At 34.5% G+C, this 15,760-nt stretch carries 18 protein-coding genes; 12 read left to right on the top strand and 6 right to left on the bottom strand.

What is annotated here, in order from left to right; genetic code table 11:
- Window positions 1-120 precede the first annotated feature (120 nt).
- A complete protein-coding gene (locus tag LMD38_RS15815) occupies window positions 121-1,119 on the bottom strand; it encodes an excalibur calcium-binding domain-containing protein (protein ID WP_228919803.1) in 999 nt (332 codons plus the stop codon).
- A gap of 207 nt (window positions 1,120-1,326) precedes the next feature.
- Here LMD38_RS15815 and exsG point away from each other — a divergent pair, with 207 nt between their 5' ends.
- Together exsG and LMD38_RS15805 are read left to right on the top strand one after the other, a co-directional pair.
- On the top strand, window positions 1,327-1,479 hold the full coding sequence (exsG, locus tag LMD38_RS15810) for an exosporium protein ExsG (protein WP_000395674.1): 153 nt from the start codon (window positions 1,327-1,329) through the stop codon (window positions 1,477-1,479).
- 162 nt (window positions 1,480-1,641) lie between these two features.
- Window positions 1,642-1,851, top strand: coding sequence for a hypothetical protein (locus tag LMD38_RS15805; protein WP_062821423.1), 210 nt, complete (start codon window positions 1,642-1,644; stop codon window positions 1,849-1,851).
- 96 nt (window positions 1,852-1,947) lie between these two features.
- Here the strand turns inward: LMD38_RS15805 and LMD38_RS15800 are convergent, their stop codons facing one another.
- Window positions 1,948-2,787, bottom strand: a complete 840-nt coding sequence (locus LMD38_RS15800; RefSeq protein WP_000957152.1) for an arylamine N-acetyltransferase family protein — start codon at window positions 2,785-2,787, stop codon at window positions 1,948-1,950.
- 548 nt (window positions 2,788-3,335) lie between these two features.
- Between LMD38_RS15800 and LMD38_RS15795 the strand changes: the two genes are divergently transcribed.
- Window positions 3,336-4,937, top strand: coding sequence for an esterase/lipase family protein (locus LMD38_RS15795; RefSeq protein ID WP_001238713.1), 1,602 nt, complete (start codon window positions 3,336-3,338; stop codon window positions 4,935-4,937).
- A 169-nt stretch (window positions 4,938-5,106) separates the two neighbouring features.
- On the opposite strand, the gene LMD38_RS15790 is transcribed toward LMD38_RS15795, so the two are convergent.
- On the bottom strand, window positions 5,107-5,628 hold the full coding sequence (locus tag LMD38_RS15790) for a hypothetical protein (RefSeq protein WP_062821422.1): 522 nt from the start codon (window positions 5,626-5,628) through the stop codon (window positions 5,107-5,109).
- Window positions 5,629-6,137: 509 nt separating this feature from the next.
- Here LMD38_RS15790 and spoVS point away from each other — a divergent pair.
- Complete coding sequence (gene spoVS, locus LMD38_RS15785; protein WP_000427805.1) at window positions 6,138-6,410, top strand: stage V sporulation protein SpoVS; 273 nt, start codon at window positions 6,138-6,140, stop codon at window positions 6,408-6,410.
- A gap of 112 nt (window positions 6,411-6,522) precedes the next feature.
- On the opposite strand, the gene LMD38_RS15780 is transcribed toward spoVS, so the two are convergent.
- Complete coding sequence (locus LMD38_RS15780) at window positions 6,523-7,275, bottom strand: hypothetical protein (RefSeq protein WP_000499662.1); 753 nt, start codon at window positions 7,273-7,275, stop codon at window positions 6,523-6,525.
- 109 nt (window positions 7,276-7,384) lie between these two features.
- Between LMD38_RS15780 and LMD38_RS15775 the strand changes: the two genes are divergently transcribed.
- The 5 genes from LMD38_RS15775 (at window position 7,385) to LMD38_RS15755 (ending at window position 11,587) form a co-directional block, all read left to right on the top strand.
- Window positions 7,385-8,032: an HD domain-containing protein gene (locus LMD38_RS15775; RefSeq protein ID WP_000165941.1), complete on the top strand. Its 648-nt coding sequence runs from the start codon at window positions 7,385-7,387 to the stop codon at window positions 8,030-8,032.
- Window positions 8,029-9,924, top strand: coding sequence for an ABC-F family ATP-binding cassette domain-containing protein (locus tag LMD38_RS15770; protein WP_014893791.1), 1,896 nt, complete (start codon window positions 8,029-8,031; stop codon window positions 9,922-9,924). The genes LMD38_RS15775 and LMD38_RS15770 overlap by 4 nt, the downstream gene beginning before the upstream one ends.
- Before the next feature lie 75 nt (window positions 9,925-9,999).
- Window positions 10,000-10,731: a Bax inhibitor-1/YccA family protein gene (locus tag LMD38_RS15765; protein ID WP_001260642.1), complete on the top strand. Its 732-nt coding sequence runs from the start codon at window positions 10,000-10,002 to the stop codon at window positions 10,729-10,731.
- 106 nt (window positions 10,732-10,837) lie between these two features.
- Window positions 10,838-11,092 (top strand): DUF4318 domain-containing protein, encoded by a 255-nt coding sequence (locus tag LMD38_RS15760; protein ID WP_000975124.1) that lies wholly within the window; start codon window positions 10,838-10,840, stop codon window positions 11,090-11,092.
- 159 nt (window positions 11,093-11,251) lie between these two features.
- A complete protein-coding gene (locus LMD38_RS15755) occupies window positions 11,252-11,587 on the top strand; it encodes a single-stranded DNA-binding protein (RefSeq protein ID WP_000982033.1) in 336 nt (111 codons plus the stop codon).
- Window positions 11,588-11,615: 28 nt separating this feature from the next.
- Here LMD38_RS15755 and LMD38_RS15750 read toward each other — a convergent pair whose 3' ends face one another.
- Both LMD38_RS15750 and LMD38_RS15745 read right to left on the bottom strand, forming a co-directional pair.
- Window positions 11,616-12,206 (bottom strand): TetR/AcrR family transcriptional regulator, encoded by a 591-nt coding sequence (locus tag LMD38_RS15750; RefSeq protein ID WP_062821420.1) that lies wholly within the window; start codon window positions 12,204-12,206, stop codon window positions 11,616-11,618.
- Window positions 12,207-12,328: 122 nt separating this feature from the next.
- Window positions 12,329-13,462, bottom strand: a complete 1,134-nt coding sequence (locus tag LMD38_RS15745; RefSeq protein WP_227585423.1) for an FAD-dependent oxidoreductase — start codon at window positions 13,460-13,462, stop codon at window positions 12,329-12,331.
- A 258-nt stretch (window positions 13,463-13,720) separates the two neighbouring features.
- Here LMD38_RS15745 and LMD38_RS15740 point away from each other — a divergent pair, with 258 nt between their 5' ends.
- The 3 genes from LMD38_RS15740 to LMD38_RS15730 all read left to right on the top strand — a co-directional run bounded on the left by LMD38_RS15740 (window position 13,721) and on the right by LMD38_RS15730 (window position 15,753).
- The gene (locus LMD38_RS15740) at window positions 13,721-14,848 is read left to right on the top strand and encodes a conserved virulence factor C family protein (RefSeq protein WP_016717350.1); all 1,128 of its coding nucleotides are present in this window, start codon (window positions 13,721-13,723) and stop codon (window positions 14,846-14,848) included.
- A gap of 3 nt (window positions 14,849-14,851) precedes the next feature.
- Complete coding sequence (locus tag LMD38_RS15735) at window positions 14,852-15,235, top strand: thiol-disulfide oxidoreductase DCC family protein (protein ID WP_062821418.1); 384 nt, start codon at window positions 14,852-14,854, stop codon at window positions 15,233-15,235.
- Window positions 15,236-15,318: 83 nt separating this feature from the next.
- Window positions 15,319-15,753, top strand: a complete 435-nt coding sequence (locus LMD38_RS15730) for a BrxA/BrxB family bacilliredoxin (protein ID WP_000063712.1) — start codon at window positions 15,319-15,321, stop codon at window positions 15,751-15,753.
- Window positions 15,754-15,760: the final 7 nt, after the last annotated feature.

Raw genomic sequence — 15,760 nt, 5'->3', positions numbered from 1 at the left:
ATTACAAGCATTAAAAAAATAAGATGCTAATTTGAATTGATATATGGCTTACAAGAATGGAAGAATAATAACTATACGTAGTAGTAAAAAAGAAGCTTACTAGAAGCTTCTTTTTTACTACTATTTTTCACATGCAACTCCATCGCCATCACGATCAAGATGTGAGGCATAACCTGGTTGTCCTTTATATAGGGGAGCTTTCCCAGCAGCTCTAACTGCAGCACAATTTTTGTAATATGCACTACTAGTATTTCCTGAAGCAGGTTGTGTTTGAGTTTGCTGTGCTTTTTTCTGTTCCTCTTGTTGTTTACGAGCTTGTTCATCAGCTTGGCGTTTTTGCTCTTCTTGTTGTTTGCGAGCTTGTTCATCAGCTTGGCGTTTTTGCTCTTCTTGTTGTTTGCGAGCTTGTTCATCAGCTTGGCGTTTTTGCTCTTCTTGTTGTTTACGAGCTTGCTCATCAGCTTGGCGTTTTTGCTCTTCTTGTTGTTTACGAGCTTGCTCATCAGCTTGGCGTTTTTGCTCTTCTTGTTGTTTACGAGCTTGCTCATCAGCGAGACGTTTTTCATCTTCTTGCTTACGAGCTTGTTCCTCGGCTTGACGTTTTTCATCCTCTTGCTTACGAGTTTGTTCTTCAGCTTGACGTTTCTCATCTTCTTGTTTTTGAGTTTTTTCGTCCGCTTCTTTCTTTTCTAGTTCTTTTTTCTTCTCGCTCTCTTTTTCTTCTGCATTGTTAGAAGTAACTTTTTTACTAGTTGCTGCTGTTTTTTCAGAAGTAGGGTTTGAAATGCTTGATAACGCACCAAAAATGACAAATAAAATAGCAGTGATAATAAATTGTTTTTTTGCTACACCTGTCTTTTTAATTACGGATAAGATTGCTAGAACAAGGAAAAAAATAAATAAAATTAAACTTAAAGTAGTAAAAAAATCGATGACTGGGTGTTCAGATTTTGTAGTGCCTATTCCTGTTAAGAGAATTGAAATCATAAAAAGAATAACGGCAGGACGACCATATTGTTTTGCTTTTCCATTTTTCTTGAAAAACGAGATGATACATAGAATGAAAAGAATAAAAGCAATAAAAAATAAAGCTGCACCAATATTACTCAAAATCGTCATTTTTATACCTCCATTTGTAAGATTTTCACTATTGATTATATAGGAATTCATTGGATAGTACACGATTTATATAAATTTAGAAAATTAGTATTTTTAATAGACTTATAAACATTTATTTCGTATATAAGGAAAATAGATATATTTCCTATTACCTTTTTAAATAAAATTCATAAAGTATAATATATCGATTGAAAGGAGGGGATTTGAATGGAATTTCAATTGTTAGTGAATTGTATATTACAAGAAGGTAATGCTTACTTTTTAGTAACGAAGGTAGACGATGTAATTACGTTAAAAGTACCGATTACTGCGGGAGTAGCAGGTTTATTCTTAGCTTTAGGTGTACCAAGATGTTCTTAATTTAAATCTCTACAGTAGAAAGAGGAGGACAAGCCTCTTTCTACTGATACATAATTATTTTATGTAAACTAAAATGTTATTTTAGTAATAGCACATTTAGAATGGACATGCATATACTATAATGTTTTTTAAGTTATGAAAATTAAAGAGGTGCTATTATATATGAAAAGAAGAACATTTGATATTCCAGTCACATTACGAAGAGAGTGGTTTTTAATAGAATTGGCCCATTTAACGAAAAAATATGGAATTGAAATTGCAACTAGCAAAATGGAAGCTGCACCGTTTTTAAGAGATCAAGTTACGGAATCAAGAATAGGATCAGGCCTCCAATATGATAAATATGATGATGAGTATATCATTGAAAATTAAAGGGTACCAGCAAAAATAAATTCCTTTATAACAAAATATAAAATAAAGCAGATTCTAAATATGGAATCTGCTTTATTATGCAATAATTCTAGTCAACTAGCCTCTTTCTAGTGTTTTTCCTACATATTTTTCTTGTGTTATTCCGAAAGATTCATGAAGAATGCGAGCATAATCTTTTGATTCTATTGGTCGTTTATTTTTGATGCCTTTAAAGGTTTCTGTATAATTTTTATTTGTTAATGATACGTGCCCATAATCAGTTAATTTACAAGTAATAGCCCCTTTATTAAAAGGAGATTCTTTATGTTCCACAATCACTTTTTGAATGTTATTCACCTTTTTCTCATCTATTGAATCTAAAGTAAAGGCATAGCCTATTTTCCATTCATCTGAAGGTTCAGATTGCAAGAAATTTGTAGATTCCCCGTTAGCTCCTTTTCTCATTTCTAAAATGTGTGTACCTTTTCGGGTCGTTTGTTTGCGAATTCGATATTCTCCCGTTTGAGAAGAGATGACTTCTCCGGTAAAGGGGACTGGATGTAAAGGTAGATGAGATGCAAAACCCGCGTCTATAACATAATCTTTATTATTATGATTTAATATGATAATGACATGACCATCATCGGGTTTCCATTTATTATCGTAAAGATCATAAACAGTACCAGCTACTTTATATACTTGAAACCCACAATCCATTAAAAAGTAATACAATAAGGAGTTTAATTCATAACAAAGACCGCCTCGTTTTTGAATAAGTAATTTTTCTACTAAGTTCTTTTTTGAGATATCTTTAATCGTACCAGCCATAATATCGAGATTTTCATAGGGAAGAATCAAGCCCATCTTTAAGAGGATTTCATTTAAATCATCAAATGTTACTTCTTTTACAGGAATTTTTAGTCGTTTAAAAAACTCCTTTTGTAAATTGGTCAACATAAAGCATTCTCCTTTCTTTTTACAGAATTTTCTTCTGCTCACCGCTAGGTTAGTACTTCTAAAAGTTTAATTCAAGTCTGCGAAAATTATCATAATATATGTTTCTGAAAACCTTATTATCTATTTAGAAATTTCAGTTTAATCTTTCGGCGTAGGAAAGTCTTACAGCATAAGCTTCTATTCGTTTGTTTTGTATTAAATTAAATAAAAGTACATATCTTCATTCCTCTTTTTTTATAACTAGGTAGTAATAAAGTGTTATTTTTCTAAAGTTTTTTCAAGATTTGTATACTTTATATAGACAATGATGATTAAGAGATATTTGGATTTAGTACGGTTAACAATTATTGAGAAACTTTTTTATAGTGTTCTCTCAAAAGGAAGAGATAGAAACAAAGAGAATAACGTGTGTTAAGGAAGAAGGGGTACTAGTAATCTCTTGAGAATAGGGACAAGATTTTGTTTAAGTAAAAAGATTATCTAGTATTAAGAAAGAAGATAAAAAATTACAAAGAGCACCTTCTTTCAAAAAAAGTGGGGGGAGTAACATGCGATTGATGAGAAGATGTGTTGCCTTACTAATTGTATTTTTTATCATGGTTCCAATGATTAGCACAAATGTGCAAGCAGAAGTTGTAAAAGAGCTTAAAACAGGCTTTCCAAATCAAGAAGTCTTTACACCTGGAGATTGGTTTTTAGGGCAAAAACCTGCAAATTATGATGAGAATAAACCTCCAATTCTTTTTGTACAAGGAAGGAATGGGAATGCTGATAGTTGGTATGGAAAGACAGTGTATCACGATATAAATGATATGTATGACTATGCTTTGAAAGCAGGCTATCAAACAGTATTTATACAATTATATGATGCTGCTGGAAAAGGATCAGCTAGTCAGTGGGACAACGGAAAATTGTTAGCACAAAAATTAGAAGAAATATATAATCATTTCGGTAAAAAAGTTAATATTGTAGCACATAGTAAAGGCGGTATCGATACACAGGCTGCATTAGTAGGATATGGTGCAAATCGATTTGTCGGAAATGTTATCACGCTTGCGACACCACATCATGGATCAAACTTAGCTGATTTATCATATAGTTGGTGGGCGGGATGGCTTGCCTCTATATTAGGTCAAAAAGATGATGGTACGTACTCATTACAAATGGGTGAAATGGCAAAATTTCGTTCAACGATTGATAATAATCCAGCAGCTAAATTAAACCGTTATTATACAGTTACGGGAACTAGTTGGGGCCCTGTATTCTCGGCGTTATCCATGGGCGGATTATATTTGTCATCATACGGTTCAAATGATGGACTAGTAAATGAGTGGAGTGCTAAGTTGCCGTATGGAACTCATTTATTTACAGATTCCAGATTTGATCATGATAATATACGAAAAGGATCTGCTGTGTTCTCACGAATTGAACCATATTTACGTACATCAAATGTAGCCGTACCAGCTTTAGTAGCATCCAGCACTAGTTCAAATGAAAACATAGAACAATTAAATACAACTTCAAACCAAAACATTTTAGGCGGAGAATTGCCACAAAATCAGTGGATAGAGCAAACTGTTACAGTTGATAAAAAGTCAGAAGGAATCGTTTCTATATTAACTGCTTCGTCTAATGTAGAAGTACAAATGATATCACCAAAAGGAAAAATGTATACAAATAAGGATAGCGTTATAACTACTGGTGAAGAAGAATCTTTCTTTGGTGGTGCAACAATTAGAACATTTAAATTTGATAAAATGGATGTAGGAGAATGGAAAGTTAAAATGATGGCGAAGCAGTCGAAAGATGCATATCTAGTTATAAGCGATTACAAGAATGACGCACCATTTGTTCTTCAAATGCCTACCAAAGTTAAAGTAAATAAACCTGAGTATAAACTGAAAAAATCACCTGTAGCACCTGAAATGAAAGGGGATCTTTCCATAACAGTAAGAGTTGTGAATGAAGAAGGGAAACTAGTCTCTGAATTTAATGAATTGCAAAATGTTAATAACAATACATTTACTGGTGCTTTGAAGGACATAAAGCAACCAGGAGTATATAACGTTACGATGGATATAAAAGGGATGAATAAAGAAGGACTGCCTTATAATCGTACAATTGTTAAGTCGGTTTATGTGGAGAAGTAAGAAAGAATGAGAAAAAAGTACCGAACTTTTGTAGTAGAAGAGTTCGGTACTTTTTTCATGTTTATTAGATTAACAGAAAGGTATGTTTTGTGAGGAAAAAGATAGAAATCAAAAGAACATTAGTTAATAAAAAAGATGCTGAAATAGCATCTAAATGTGAAGAAGATTATTAACTTAGTTTCATAACTGTTAATTCAACTGAATTGATACCATTATCACAAGTTGCAATACTTTGACGATTAAAACCACTATTATTTTTCAGTTGAAGAGTCGAATTAGCGGTAACTGTAATGATTGTTTCGCCTGCTAGTTGAAGGCATTCGTTATTTGATGAAGTATTCATTTGAAAAGCAAAGTCACCTTGACTATTAGCAAGTGGATTGTCATTTAGAAATATGGTCATGACTGGAATATGTGGAAAAACAGGATTTACAGTAGTATTAATACTTGAAATGAAAGAAACTCTATAATCACCAGCTTGACTAAATTGTATAGTAGTAGGATTTAGTAAGGAAACTCCTCCTGCTATAGGGCCGAAGTGATTAAATGGAAAAGGATCGCCAAAAGAAACAGTTATAAATTCAGTTTGCCAAAAAGTCCCATAAGCTGGACCGGATGGTTTATGTGAGCTGGGGGGACAGGGGCAGGAACATCTTTTAAACGATTTTGAAGAATGAAAGTGAGGATTCAATCTATTACCTCCTATTATTCATAGATTTAAGACACATAGTAGTTTATGTAAATGGGAGGAAATTTGTTTGTATGCTTGTACTATATAGAAGAAAAGATAATAGATTTGGAAGATAACGTGCTCAAATAATGAAATATAGTATTAGGATATTATTTGTGAAATTTTTGAAGGAGGTTAATGAATTGCTAGAAAAATGAGCCGAGGTTCTTAATAGATTGAAGTATAGGAGAAATGATTATTATATTAATTTCACTTGAAAAGGAAACATTATTATCTTCAGTTGCACTAATGTTATCGAGTAGTGAATTTCTATGATTTGAATGTTGGTATATTAGAGTCTTTAGTTATCGCTTTTTATTTATGTAGATGGGCAGGAAGAAGACGAAAAGTATCGAATGAATGTACATATGTAGCATTGTTTGCTTTTGGTGTGAATAATAGTAAAAGATACGTTGAAATATTTTAAACCGTAACGAAAGAACGATTAAATTATAGAAGGAGCAACTTACATGGAAAATATATTAAAGGTATCTTCAAAATCAAGCCCAAATTCAGTTGCAGGTGCAATAGCAGGTGTACTAAGAACAAGTGGCAATGTAGAAATTCAAGCGATTGGGGCTGGTTCTTTAAATCAAGCGATTAAAGCAATAGCAATCGCAAGAGGATTTGTTGCTCCAAGTGGTATCGATTTAGCCTTCGTTCCAGCATTTCAAGAGGTTACGATTAATGAACAAGAAAGAACGGCGATTAAATTAATTATAGGTCCTAGGAAGAAAAGGTAACTGCAGTAATTCACTATTGAAATGACATTTAACATAACAAACAAAAAAGTGTCACAAATGCTATAAACCAGGCATTTGTGACACTTTTATAGTTTTGTGAGAATAAAAACCTCTAAAACTGCTCATTCTTCTCCCAAGATTCCACAATATAATGTGCAATCGTCGGATTGAATCCTTTCCCAACTAAAAACATAATGGCAGCAACTTCTGTTAAAGCGTGTTTATGTGATGTATGTTTTGCTTCATTTAAACCGTAATCTACCCAAGGTTTTACGAAATCTAGTACAGGTTTCTTTAAAGGTAAGAACTGTGTACCGACAACTTGTTGAATTTGTTGTTGCGTTGGTTCTGTAATTGGTCCAGGTGGTAAGATTTGTGGCTGTGTAATATCTAATGTTGGTCCAGGTGGTAAAATTTGTGGTTGTGTAATATCTACTGTTGGTGGTTTAGGTGGTGAGACACGTGCGTCGTAGTTTGGTTGATACATTTGTTGTTGATATTGAGGTTGTTGTGGCTGAGTTGGGTATGGGTTTTGTTGAAACTGTTGTTCTTGAGTTTGTGTTGCTACATATGGATTTTGTTGAAATTGTTGTTCTTGAGTTTGCGGTGCTACATAGGGATTTTGTTGAAATTGTTGCTCTTGAGTTTGTGGTACTGCATATGGATTTTGAGGATATTCGTAACTTGGACGTGTGTCATATGGATTTTGCTGAAATTGTTGTTCTTGAGTTTGTGGCGCTGCATATGGATTTTGTTCATATTGTTGCTCTTGTTCTTCATATTGTTCTGTATATCTTTGTTCTTGTTCCTGCGCCTGAGGGTAAAATGGTTGTTGTGGGTAAGGCGGTTGATTATTATAGAACATATTTATTCCTCCTTCATGATGATGCCTACCACCTAGTGTATGGGCGGACAAGAAAATATGTGATGAAAAAATGCGGGCGTGTTACAATAAGTAACTGGGTGAAGATAAAATGACAAAACAAGAAAAGATAGAAAAAACAATTACTTTTGTAAAACATATTTTAGAAAAAGATGCGAGTGGGCATGATTGGTATCATATTGAGCGCGTACATAAACTGGCGATTTCTTTATCCGAGCAAGAAGGAGGAAATCGTTTTATAATTGAAATGGCAGCATTACTTCACGATGTGGCAGATGAGAAGTTAAATGAAAGTGAAGAAGCAGGAATGAAAAAAGTTTCTGATTGGTTAGAAGAGTTACATGTTGAAGAAGAGGAAAGTAAGCATGTTCTTCATATTATCGCCAATATGTCTTATAAAGGTGGTCATGGCGGTAAAGTGGAGTCAATTGAAGGGAAGATTGTTCAAGATGCAGATCGCTTAGACGCTCTTGGTGCAATTGGAATAGCTCGCACATTTGCGTATGGCGGGGCGAAAGGGAGATTAATGTATGATCCAACTATTCCTCCTCGTGAAGTGATGACGAAAGATGAATATAGAAAAAATAATGACCCATCTTTAAATCATTTTTATGAAAAACTTTTAAAACTAAAAGGCTTAATGAATACGAATGCAGCAAAACAAGAGGCGGAAGTTCGTCATCGTTATATGGAACAGTTTATTGAACAATTTATGAAAGAGTGGAATGCACAAATATGAAAATGTTAACTGTGGAAAACTTATCAAAATCATATGGAGAAAAACCGTTATTTGATGGATTATCATTTAGTATTGCAGAAGGACAACGTGCCGGAATTATCGGTGTAAACGGTACTGGTAAATCAACTTTATTAAAAATTATTGCAGGGGCAGAAATTCCTGATACAGGTGATATGACTCATTCACGTGGATATACAATTAGTTATTTATCACAGCAACCAGAGTTTGATGAACAATTAACAGTATTAGAGCAAGTCTTCCATGGTGATACACCTTTAATTCGTCTTCTTCGTGATTATGAAAAGGCGCTATTACATATCGAAAAAGATCCAAGTAATGAAAAGGTACAGGAACAATTATTTGCAGTGCAACAACGTATGGATGCGATGAGTGCGTGGGAAGCAAATGCGAATGCAAAATCGTTATTAACGAAATTAGGAATTACTGATTTCACAGCAATTGTTGGAAATTTATCTGGTGGACAGAAAAAACGTATTGCGATGGCGCAGTGTTTTATTGAAACACCGGATCTATTAATTTTAGATGAGCCTACGAACCATCTTGACCATGAGACAGTTGAGTGGTTAGAGGAATATTTAGCAAGGTACACAGGTGCGGTATTACTTGTAACCCATGATCGTTATTTCTTAGATCGTGTGACGAATCGTATTTTCGAATTAGATAATGGAAAATTGTATAGTTATGAAGGAAATTACAGTACGTTTTTAGAAGCGAAAGCACTTCGTGAAGAACAAGAACTTGCGCAAGAATCAAAACGTCAAAACTTATATCGCCGTGAACTAGCGTGGATTCGCCGTGGTGCAAAAGCTCGTTCGACAAAGCAAAAGGCACGTATTCAACGATTTGAAGAGTTAAAAGGTCAAGAAGGTCCAGCTGCAAAACAGTCAGTTGATATTGCGCTTAGCGGTAGTCGCCTTGGGAAAAAAGTACTTGAGTTAAAAGATGTAACGAAAAAATTTGGCGATAAAACAGTATTAAACAACTTCAATCATATCGTGAAACCAGGCGATCGTATCGGAATTATTGGAGCGAATGGAAGCGGGAAATCTTCACTATTAAATATGCTTGCAGGTAAAATATCTCCTGATAGTGGTGAAATTGAAGTTGGACAAACAGTAAAAATTGCTTACTATACGCAAGAAAATGAAGAAATGAATTTAAATCAACGTATGATTGAATACATTAAAGAAATTGCGGAAGTTATTCATACGACAGATGGAAAAGTAATTGGTGCGTCTCAAATGTTAGAACGTTTCTTATTCCCGCCACATTCACATGGTACACCTCTTGGCAAATTATCTGGCGGTGAAAGAAGACGTTTATACTTATTACGTATATTAATGGGAGAACCGAACGTACTATTACTAGATGAGCCTACGAATGATCTAGATACACAAACATTAACGGTGTTGGAAGATTATTTAGAAGATTTCCCAGGTGTCGTTTTAACTGTATCGCATGACCGTTACTTCTTAGATAAAGTAGTAGATGAATTGTTCATCTTTACGGGAGAAGGAGAAGTGCGCGAATTTCTAGGTAGTTATACGGATTACTTAGAAATGGAAAAAACGAGAGAACTTATTGAGAAAGCGGAAGTACAGAAAGAGAAAAAAGTAGTAGAAGAAGCACCGAAACAACAACGTAAGCGTAAACTTTCATATAACGAGCAGCGCGAATGGGAAACAATTGAAGATACAATTGCGGAACTTGAAGAAAAGCTAGAATCAATTGGAGAAGAGCTTGCGAATGTTGGTTCTGATTTTACGAAAGCGCAAGAATTGTCTGAAGCACAGCAAAAAACAGAAGAAGAGTTAGAAAAAACGATGGAAAGATGGAGTGAACTATCCGACATTGTTGAAGGATTAAAATAAAAACAAGCTGCATATATTGAAAAGTAAAGAGAAAAACTTTACACTATTGGTAGAACCTATTTTAGGAGGGAAAAAATGAGAACATCTAATCCAATGTTGAAAAAAGAGGCATTCCGTAAAGAAGGAGCAAGTGCTTCTGCGATGACTATTGGCGGAACAGTAGGCAAAACGTTTATTATGCTTATCTTGCTACTTGCAACGTCTGTCTATTCATACATACAGATGATAGAGGGTACGATGAAGATGCCAGTATTAATTGGCGCTTTAATCGTTGCGGCAATCATCGCATTTGCGTCTATGTTCTTCCCGCGTATTTCACCTTTTGGTGCACCAATCTATGCGGCGGTAGAAGGGGTTGTATTAGGTAGTATTTCAGCTGTTTATACAATGAAGTTTGGCGATTCTATCGTTTTAAATGCTGTATTACTAACAATCTCAATTCTATTTGCGATGTTAGTGTTATATGCAACACGCGTAGTAAAAGTAACGGATAAATTCCGTACAGGCGTGATGGCAGCAACACTTGGAATTATGGTTATGTATTTAGTCGTATTTCTACTAAACATGTTTGGTGTAACTGTTCCGTACATTCACCAAGGTGGTACGATCGGTATTATTATTAGTGCAGTTGTTATCGTAGTTGCTGCATTAAACTTATTACTAGATTTCGATTTAATCGAAAATGGTGTACGTAGTCAAGCTCCGAAATATATGGAGTGGTACACTGCAATGGGACTAATGCTTACATTAGTATGGTTATACTTAGAAATTCTTCGTTTCGTTTCTTACTTTACGAAAAATGACTAATAAAAAAATCCTGCGTGAAAAATGCAGGATTTTTTTATTTTCAAAGATATATTGATGATGTGGTATAATATGGATGTTGGTAACCTTAAATTGAAGGGGATGGAATATGATGAAAGAGAAGAAAGGGATTATGAAAAAACTATTTTCTAAAAGTTTTTTCATAGAACTAGATGATGCTTTAACGTATCCATCGGGAGAAGTTATTACTTCAGCTATTGAAAGTTATGCAGCTGAATGTAATGAACAACTGAAATTTGAGAGTAAAGTAAAACCGATAACTTTCTACTTAGAAGAAGTATTATATCGTGCGGAAGTAAAGATGGCCCGCGGAGGATATTACATTTCATGCAGTGAGGTATAATTTTTTGAAATCTTACATGTTTAAAGTATGTAAGGTTTCTTTTTAGTTTTTATAAGGTATAAAAATATATTTTTTATTATAAAGTATATTATTTTAAGCTTTTTACCCTTCATATATTTTTCTTTACAATGAAGAAAAATATGAGAGGTGGTATAACTTATGATGAATCGAGTTGTATTAATCGGTAGATTGACAAAGGAGCCAGAATTATACTACACAAAGCAAGGCGTCGCGTATGCACGAGTATGTGTTGCGGTGAATAGAGGTTTTCGAAATAGCTTAGGTGAGCAGCAAGTAGATTTTATTAATTGCGTCGTATGGAGAAGGTCAGCTGAGAATGTAACTGAATATTGTACGAAAGGTTCACTTGTTGGAATTACTGGACGTATTCATACGAGGAATTACGAGGATAATCAAGGAAAGAGAATATATATAACGGAAGTTGTGATTGAGAGCATTACATTTTTGGAAAGAAGGAGGGAGGGCGCATCGTAAGAAGAGGGCTTAGTAATATAGCCCTCTATCACTTTTGATTGATCCCTTCCCAAACAACATCTAATTGTTGGTTGAGTGTATTTTTCACGTTTATTTCATTAGCATGTAATAGTGAATGGGACATTAATGTATAAAAATAAGTACTCATAATAGTAGAAGTGATAATATGTATATCCCATTGACTGTTTAATTTTCCTGTCTCTTTCGCCTCTGTAATAATTGAAGACAAACCTTCTTGTAGCTGCTGTATACTTTTTACTTCATTTTCTACTAAGTAATTAGACTTTATAATCTCAAAGACGGCATGCTTCATTAAATCACCATGTCCAGTAAAACGATCTAGTAAGTCTCCTAGAACAAGTTTAATTCTTTCTTTTGGGTGTTCTACATTTGCATATGTTTTTAAACTTTCATTCCATAGTTCAATTTGAGAATCACCTAAAAATAATAATATGTTTTCTTTTTTCGGAAAGTAATTGAAGAAAGTTCCTTTTGCAATCCCGCATGCAGTAGTAATATCTTGAACCGTTACATTTTCGTACCCGCGTTCTTGGAAGAGTTGTACTGCTTTTAGGAATATAAGTTCTTTTAATTCTTTTTTTCTCGTTTCTCTCAGCATATAATCTACTCCTAACACAAACAATTATATCTGTTTAATAGATAATCTCAAATAAAATCTTACTTCATGATTAAGTTTAATGTAATTGAAAGAAGGATAGAGAATGCTGTTTCTTGTTATTATTATAAATGAAAGTTATATAGTTCATGTGCTTGCCTTTCAGAAATCCATTTTGGAATACGTTTCATTACTTCATTTCTTACTATAGTTAAAGGTTTACTTTCTATTTGCGCCATTTTTCCAACTGTCCACGCAGTGTTTGAGATTTTTTCAATTCTATCCCGTCTTTTTTGTTCGTATTCTATAAATGCTTGACGATAATGGGCATTATTTTTGATGCATTCAGCCAAAATAATCGCATCTTCAATTGCTTGGCAAGCACCTTGGCCTAAATTCGGAGTAAGTGCATGGGCAGCATCCCCAATAAAAACGATGCGTTTTTCAAAAAACTGATTCATTGGCATAATGTCTACAATATCACGATGAATCATATGAACGTCCGATGCATTATGCAAAATAGATGGTATGGGATTGTGGTAAGATTTGAAATGATTATATAAATCTGCTGTTGTGTAAGCTTTGTATTTTGGATCTCTAGCTTTCGCGTTTATGAGCGCATACCAGTATACTTCGTTGTTGGGAAGAGGGACGATACCAAATCTACCGTTCGTTCCCCAAGTTTCAATAAAATCATTTGTTAAAGAAAGATTATTAGTAGGAGTTATGCCACGCCAACACGTATATCCTGCATAACGATAATTATCCCTTTGTGTTACTTGTTTTCGAACGACAGAATGAATACCATCGGCAGCAATCAGTATATTGCCAAATGCTTCACTACCATCTTGAAATACTATTTTTAAGGCGTCTTCCTCATTTCGTTCTATTTTTACACATTCTTTTCTCCATTCGACAGTATCTTCTTGTAGTTCAGAAAGTAGCAATTGATGTAAATCTTTTCTATGAATAGAGTACATTTTTGGATAACAAGCTGGGATAATCAATTTATTGAAAACAGTTCCTTTTTCGGATACAAGGTTAAAACCGTCACTTTCGTTGCCGAATTTTTTGATTTTCTCAGAAATTCCGTATGGCTCAAGTGCTTGCATTGCATTCGGAGCAATGATAATACCCGTACCAGCAACAGTAGGCTCATTGTTTTTATCATATACTTTTACTTCTATTCCTATTTTTTGTAAGGAAATTGCTGCGCAAAGTCCAGCAATACCGCCACCAATAATTATGACATTGTTCATTTGTTATCACTCCACCTTTGAATGACTTCGTTCATAAAATGACCGTGGTCATTTTATGAGTTAAGGTTAATCCCTTTTTATGTAATTGTCAATTATACTTTTAACTATAGTTATGGAATGATTAGGTGAAAATAGAATGAATGAAACTTTCCAGCAATGTAGAAAAGTAAATAGTAAAATTAAGCATCCGAGTAGGAGTATAGAGTGATAACATGTTACAATACAGCTAAGAACATGCAATAAAGGAGAGTTTTTTACGTGAAGATTAAAGCAATTGAACCGACGCCAAGTCCAAATACAATGAAAGTTATTTTGAATGAAGTATTACCATCAGGAGCACGTAATAATTATACAAATGAAAATAAAGAACAAGCGCCAATGCAAGTGCAAGAAATTTTGAAAATTGAAGGCATTAAAGGTGTATATCATGTAGCCGACTTTTTAGCAGTGGAGCGAAATGCAAAGTATGACTGGAAAGTTTTATTACAGCAAGTTCGTGCTGTTTTTGGCGAAGAAGTAGTAGAAGAAAGTGAAGAACAACAACTTGCTCATTTTGGAGAAGTGAAAGTATTTGTTCAAATGTTCTTTACTATCCCAATGCAAGTAAAGTTAACAGATGGAACGACGGAAGAACGTGTTGGTTTACCTGACCGTTTTAAAGAATCAATTATGAAAGTTCAAATGTCTGCACCAAACGTTGTAAAAGAACGTAAATGGGTGGAACAAAGTACACGTTACGGTGATTTTGAAGAAATTGGGAAAGAAGTAGTAGAAGAGATTGTTGCTGCTTATCCGGAAGAACGTGTAAATGAAACGGTTAAAGAATTATTAAATCAGGCAGGTGCTGTTGAAGTAACGATTCAAAAGCGTGAGCCATATAAAGTAACAGAAGAGATGATGAAAGATGCTGACTGGAAAAACCGTTTTGCAGCTTTAGAACAAATGGATCCTACTGAAGAAGATATTCCAGTGTTGAAGATGGCGTTAGATGATGAAAAAGTTTCGATTCGCCGTTTAGCAACAGCATATTTAGGTATGGTAAAAGGTGATGAAGTATTACCGTTATTATATAAAGCCTTATTAGATCGCTCTGTAAGTGTTCGTCGTACTGCAGGAGATTGTTTATCAGATGTAGGTGATCCGGCGGCGATGTTCGTTATGATTAAATCTCTGAAAGATCCAAGTAAATTAGTACGCTGGCGTGCAGCGATGTTCTTATTTGAACTTGGAGATGAAAGTGCAATTCCAGCATTAAAAGCAGCGCAAGATGATCCAGAGTTTGAAGTAGCAATGCAAGCACGTCTAGCGTTAGAGCGTATTGAAGGCGGAGAAGAAGCAAAAGGTTCTGTATGGAAACAAATGACGGAGTCTCGTAAAGGGGAATAATGTATGATTGTTTTCTATGATAGTTGGTGTCCGATGTGTACGGCGGTTGCAGAACGTACGAAGAAATTAGATAAAAAGGGTAAGGTGAAATTTGTTTCATTTCGAGATGAAGATGTAGTTGAGAAGTATGAACTTTCTCAAGAACTACAAAGTAAGATGGAACAAAGATTGTATATTTTTAAAAATAATAAGTGGTATGACGGCATTCATAGCATACATGTATTAGCAAAGTCCATTCCATCTTATTGGTTTGCGGTGCCTTTTATAAAGCTATCTATCGTACTTGGATTTGGAAGTAAAGTATATGATTATATCGCTAACAATAGAAAACTTGTCCCAGTTGGACATTGCCGCGGTGGGGTTTGTGAAATCCCTACAAAAAAATGAAATCATCGTTATCTTTCTTTTGCACCTATTAATAGAGCGTGATATGATGAATTTGGAATGAAAGTTGAAGGAGAGATTGCAAGATGTCAAATGCTTATGAAGAATACATGCGCCAAATGGTAATCCCAATGCGTCAAGAATTAGTGCGTTCTGGGTTTGAAGAGTTAACTACAGAAGAAGCTGTAACAGAATTTATGGAAAACACAACAGGTACAACTTTAGTAGTTGTAAACTCTGTTTGTGGTTGTGCAGCTGGTTTAGCACGTCCATCAGCAGGTCAAGCAGTTGTTCGTGCTGAAAAACAACCTGATCATCTTGTAACTGTATTCGCAGGTCAAGATAAAGATGCTACTGCAAAAATGCGTGAATACTTCGGAGAAATTCCTCCATCTTCACCATCTATGGCATTATTAAAAGGAAAAGAAGTTGTTCACTTCATTCACCGTCATGAAATTGAAGGTGCAACTATGGACGAAATTATTACGAACTTAGAGCAAGCTTTCGAAAAGAATTGCTAAAGAAGGG

This window comes from Bacillus pacificus (genome assembly GCF_020861345.1).
Taxonomy (GTDB): domain Bacteria; phylum Bacillota; class Bacilli; order Bacillales; family Bacillaceae_G; genus Bacillus_A; species Bacillus_A pacificus.
This window is presented reverse-complemented; position numbering and strand designations above follow the sequence as displayed.

Excerpts from the sequence above, each read along its gene's own strand:
- exsG (WP_000395674.1), top strand. The coding sequence starts at position 1,327 with ATGGAATTTCAATTGTTAGTGAATTGTATATTACAAGAAGGTAATGCT.
- LMD38_RS15750 (WP_062821420.1), bottom strand. The coding sequence starts at position 12,206 with ATGCTGAGAGAAACGAGAAAAAAAGAATTAAAAGAACTTATATTCCTA.
- spoVS (WP_000427805.1), top strand. The coding sequence starts at position 6,138 with ATGGAAAATATATTAAAGGTATCTTCAAAATCAAGCCCAAATTCAGTT.
- LMD38_RS15770 (WP_014893791.1), top strand. The coding sequence starts at position 8,029 with ATGAAAATGTTAACTGTGGAAAACTTATCAAAATCATATGGAGAAAAA.
- LMD38_RS15735 (WP_062821418.1), top strand. The coding sequence starts at position 14,852 with ATGATTGTTTTCTATGATAGTTGGTGTCCGATGTGTACGGCGGTTGCA.
- LMD38_RS15815 (WP_228919803.1), bottom strand. The coding sequence starts at position 1,119 with ATGACGATTTTGAGTAATATTGGTGCAGCTTTATTTTTTATTGCTTTT.
- LMD38_RS15755 (WP_000982033.1), top strand. The coding sequence starts at position 11,252 with ATGATGAATCGAGTTGTATTAATCGGTAGATTGACAAAGGAGCCAGAA.
- LMD38_RS15730 (WP_000063712.1), top strand. The coding sequence starts at position 15,319 with ATGTCAAATGCTTATGAAGAATACATGCGCCAAATGGTAATCCCAATG.
- LMD38_RS15805 (WP_062821423.1), top strand. The coding sequence starts at position 1,642 with ATGAAAAGAAGAACATTTGATATTCCAGTCACATTACGAAGAGAGTGG.
- LMD38_RS15745 (WP_227585423.1), bottom strand. The coding sequence starts at position 13,462 with ATGAACAATGTCATAATTATTGGTGGCGGTATTGCTGGACTTTGCGCA.
- LMD38_RS15800 (WP_000957152.1), bottom strand. The coding sequence starts at position 2,787 with ATGTTGACCAATTTACAAAAGGAGTTTTTTAAACGACTAAAAATTCCT.
- LMD38_RS15765 (WP_001260642.1), top strand. The coding sequence starts at position 10,000 with ATGAGAACATCTAATCCAATGTTGAAAAAAGAGGCATTCCGTAAAGAA.
- LMD38_RS15775 (WP_000165941.1), top strand. The coding sequence starts at position 7,385 with ATGACAAAACAAGAAAAGATAGAAAAAACAATTACTTTTGTAAAACAT.
- LMD38_RS15780 (WP_000499662.1), bottom strand. The coding sequence starts at position 7,275 with ATGTTCTATAATAATCAACCGCCTTACCCACAACAACCATTTTACCCT.
- LMD38_RS15760 (WP_000975124.1), top strand. The coding sequence starts at position 10,838 with ATGATGAAAGAGAAGAAAGGGATTATGAAAAAACTATTTTCTAAAAGT.
- LMD38_RS15795 (WP_001238713.1), top strand. The coding sequence starts at position 3,336 with ATGCGATTGATGAGAAGATGTGTTGCCTTACTAATTGTATTTTTTATC.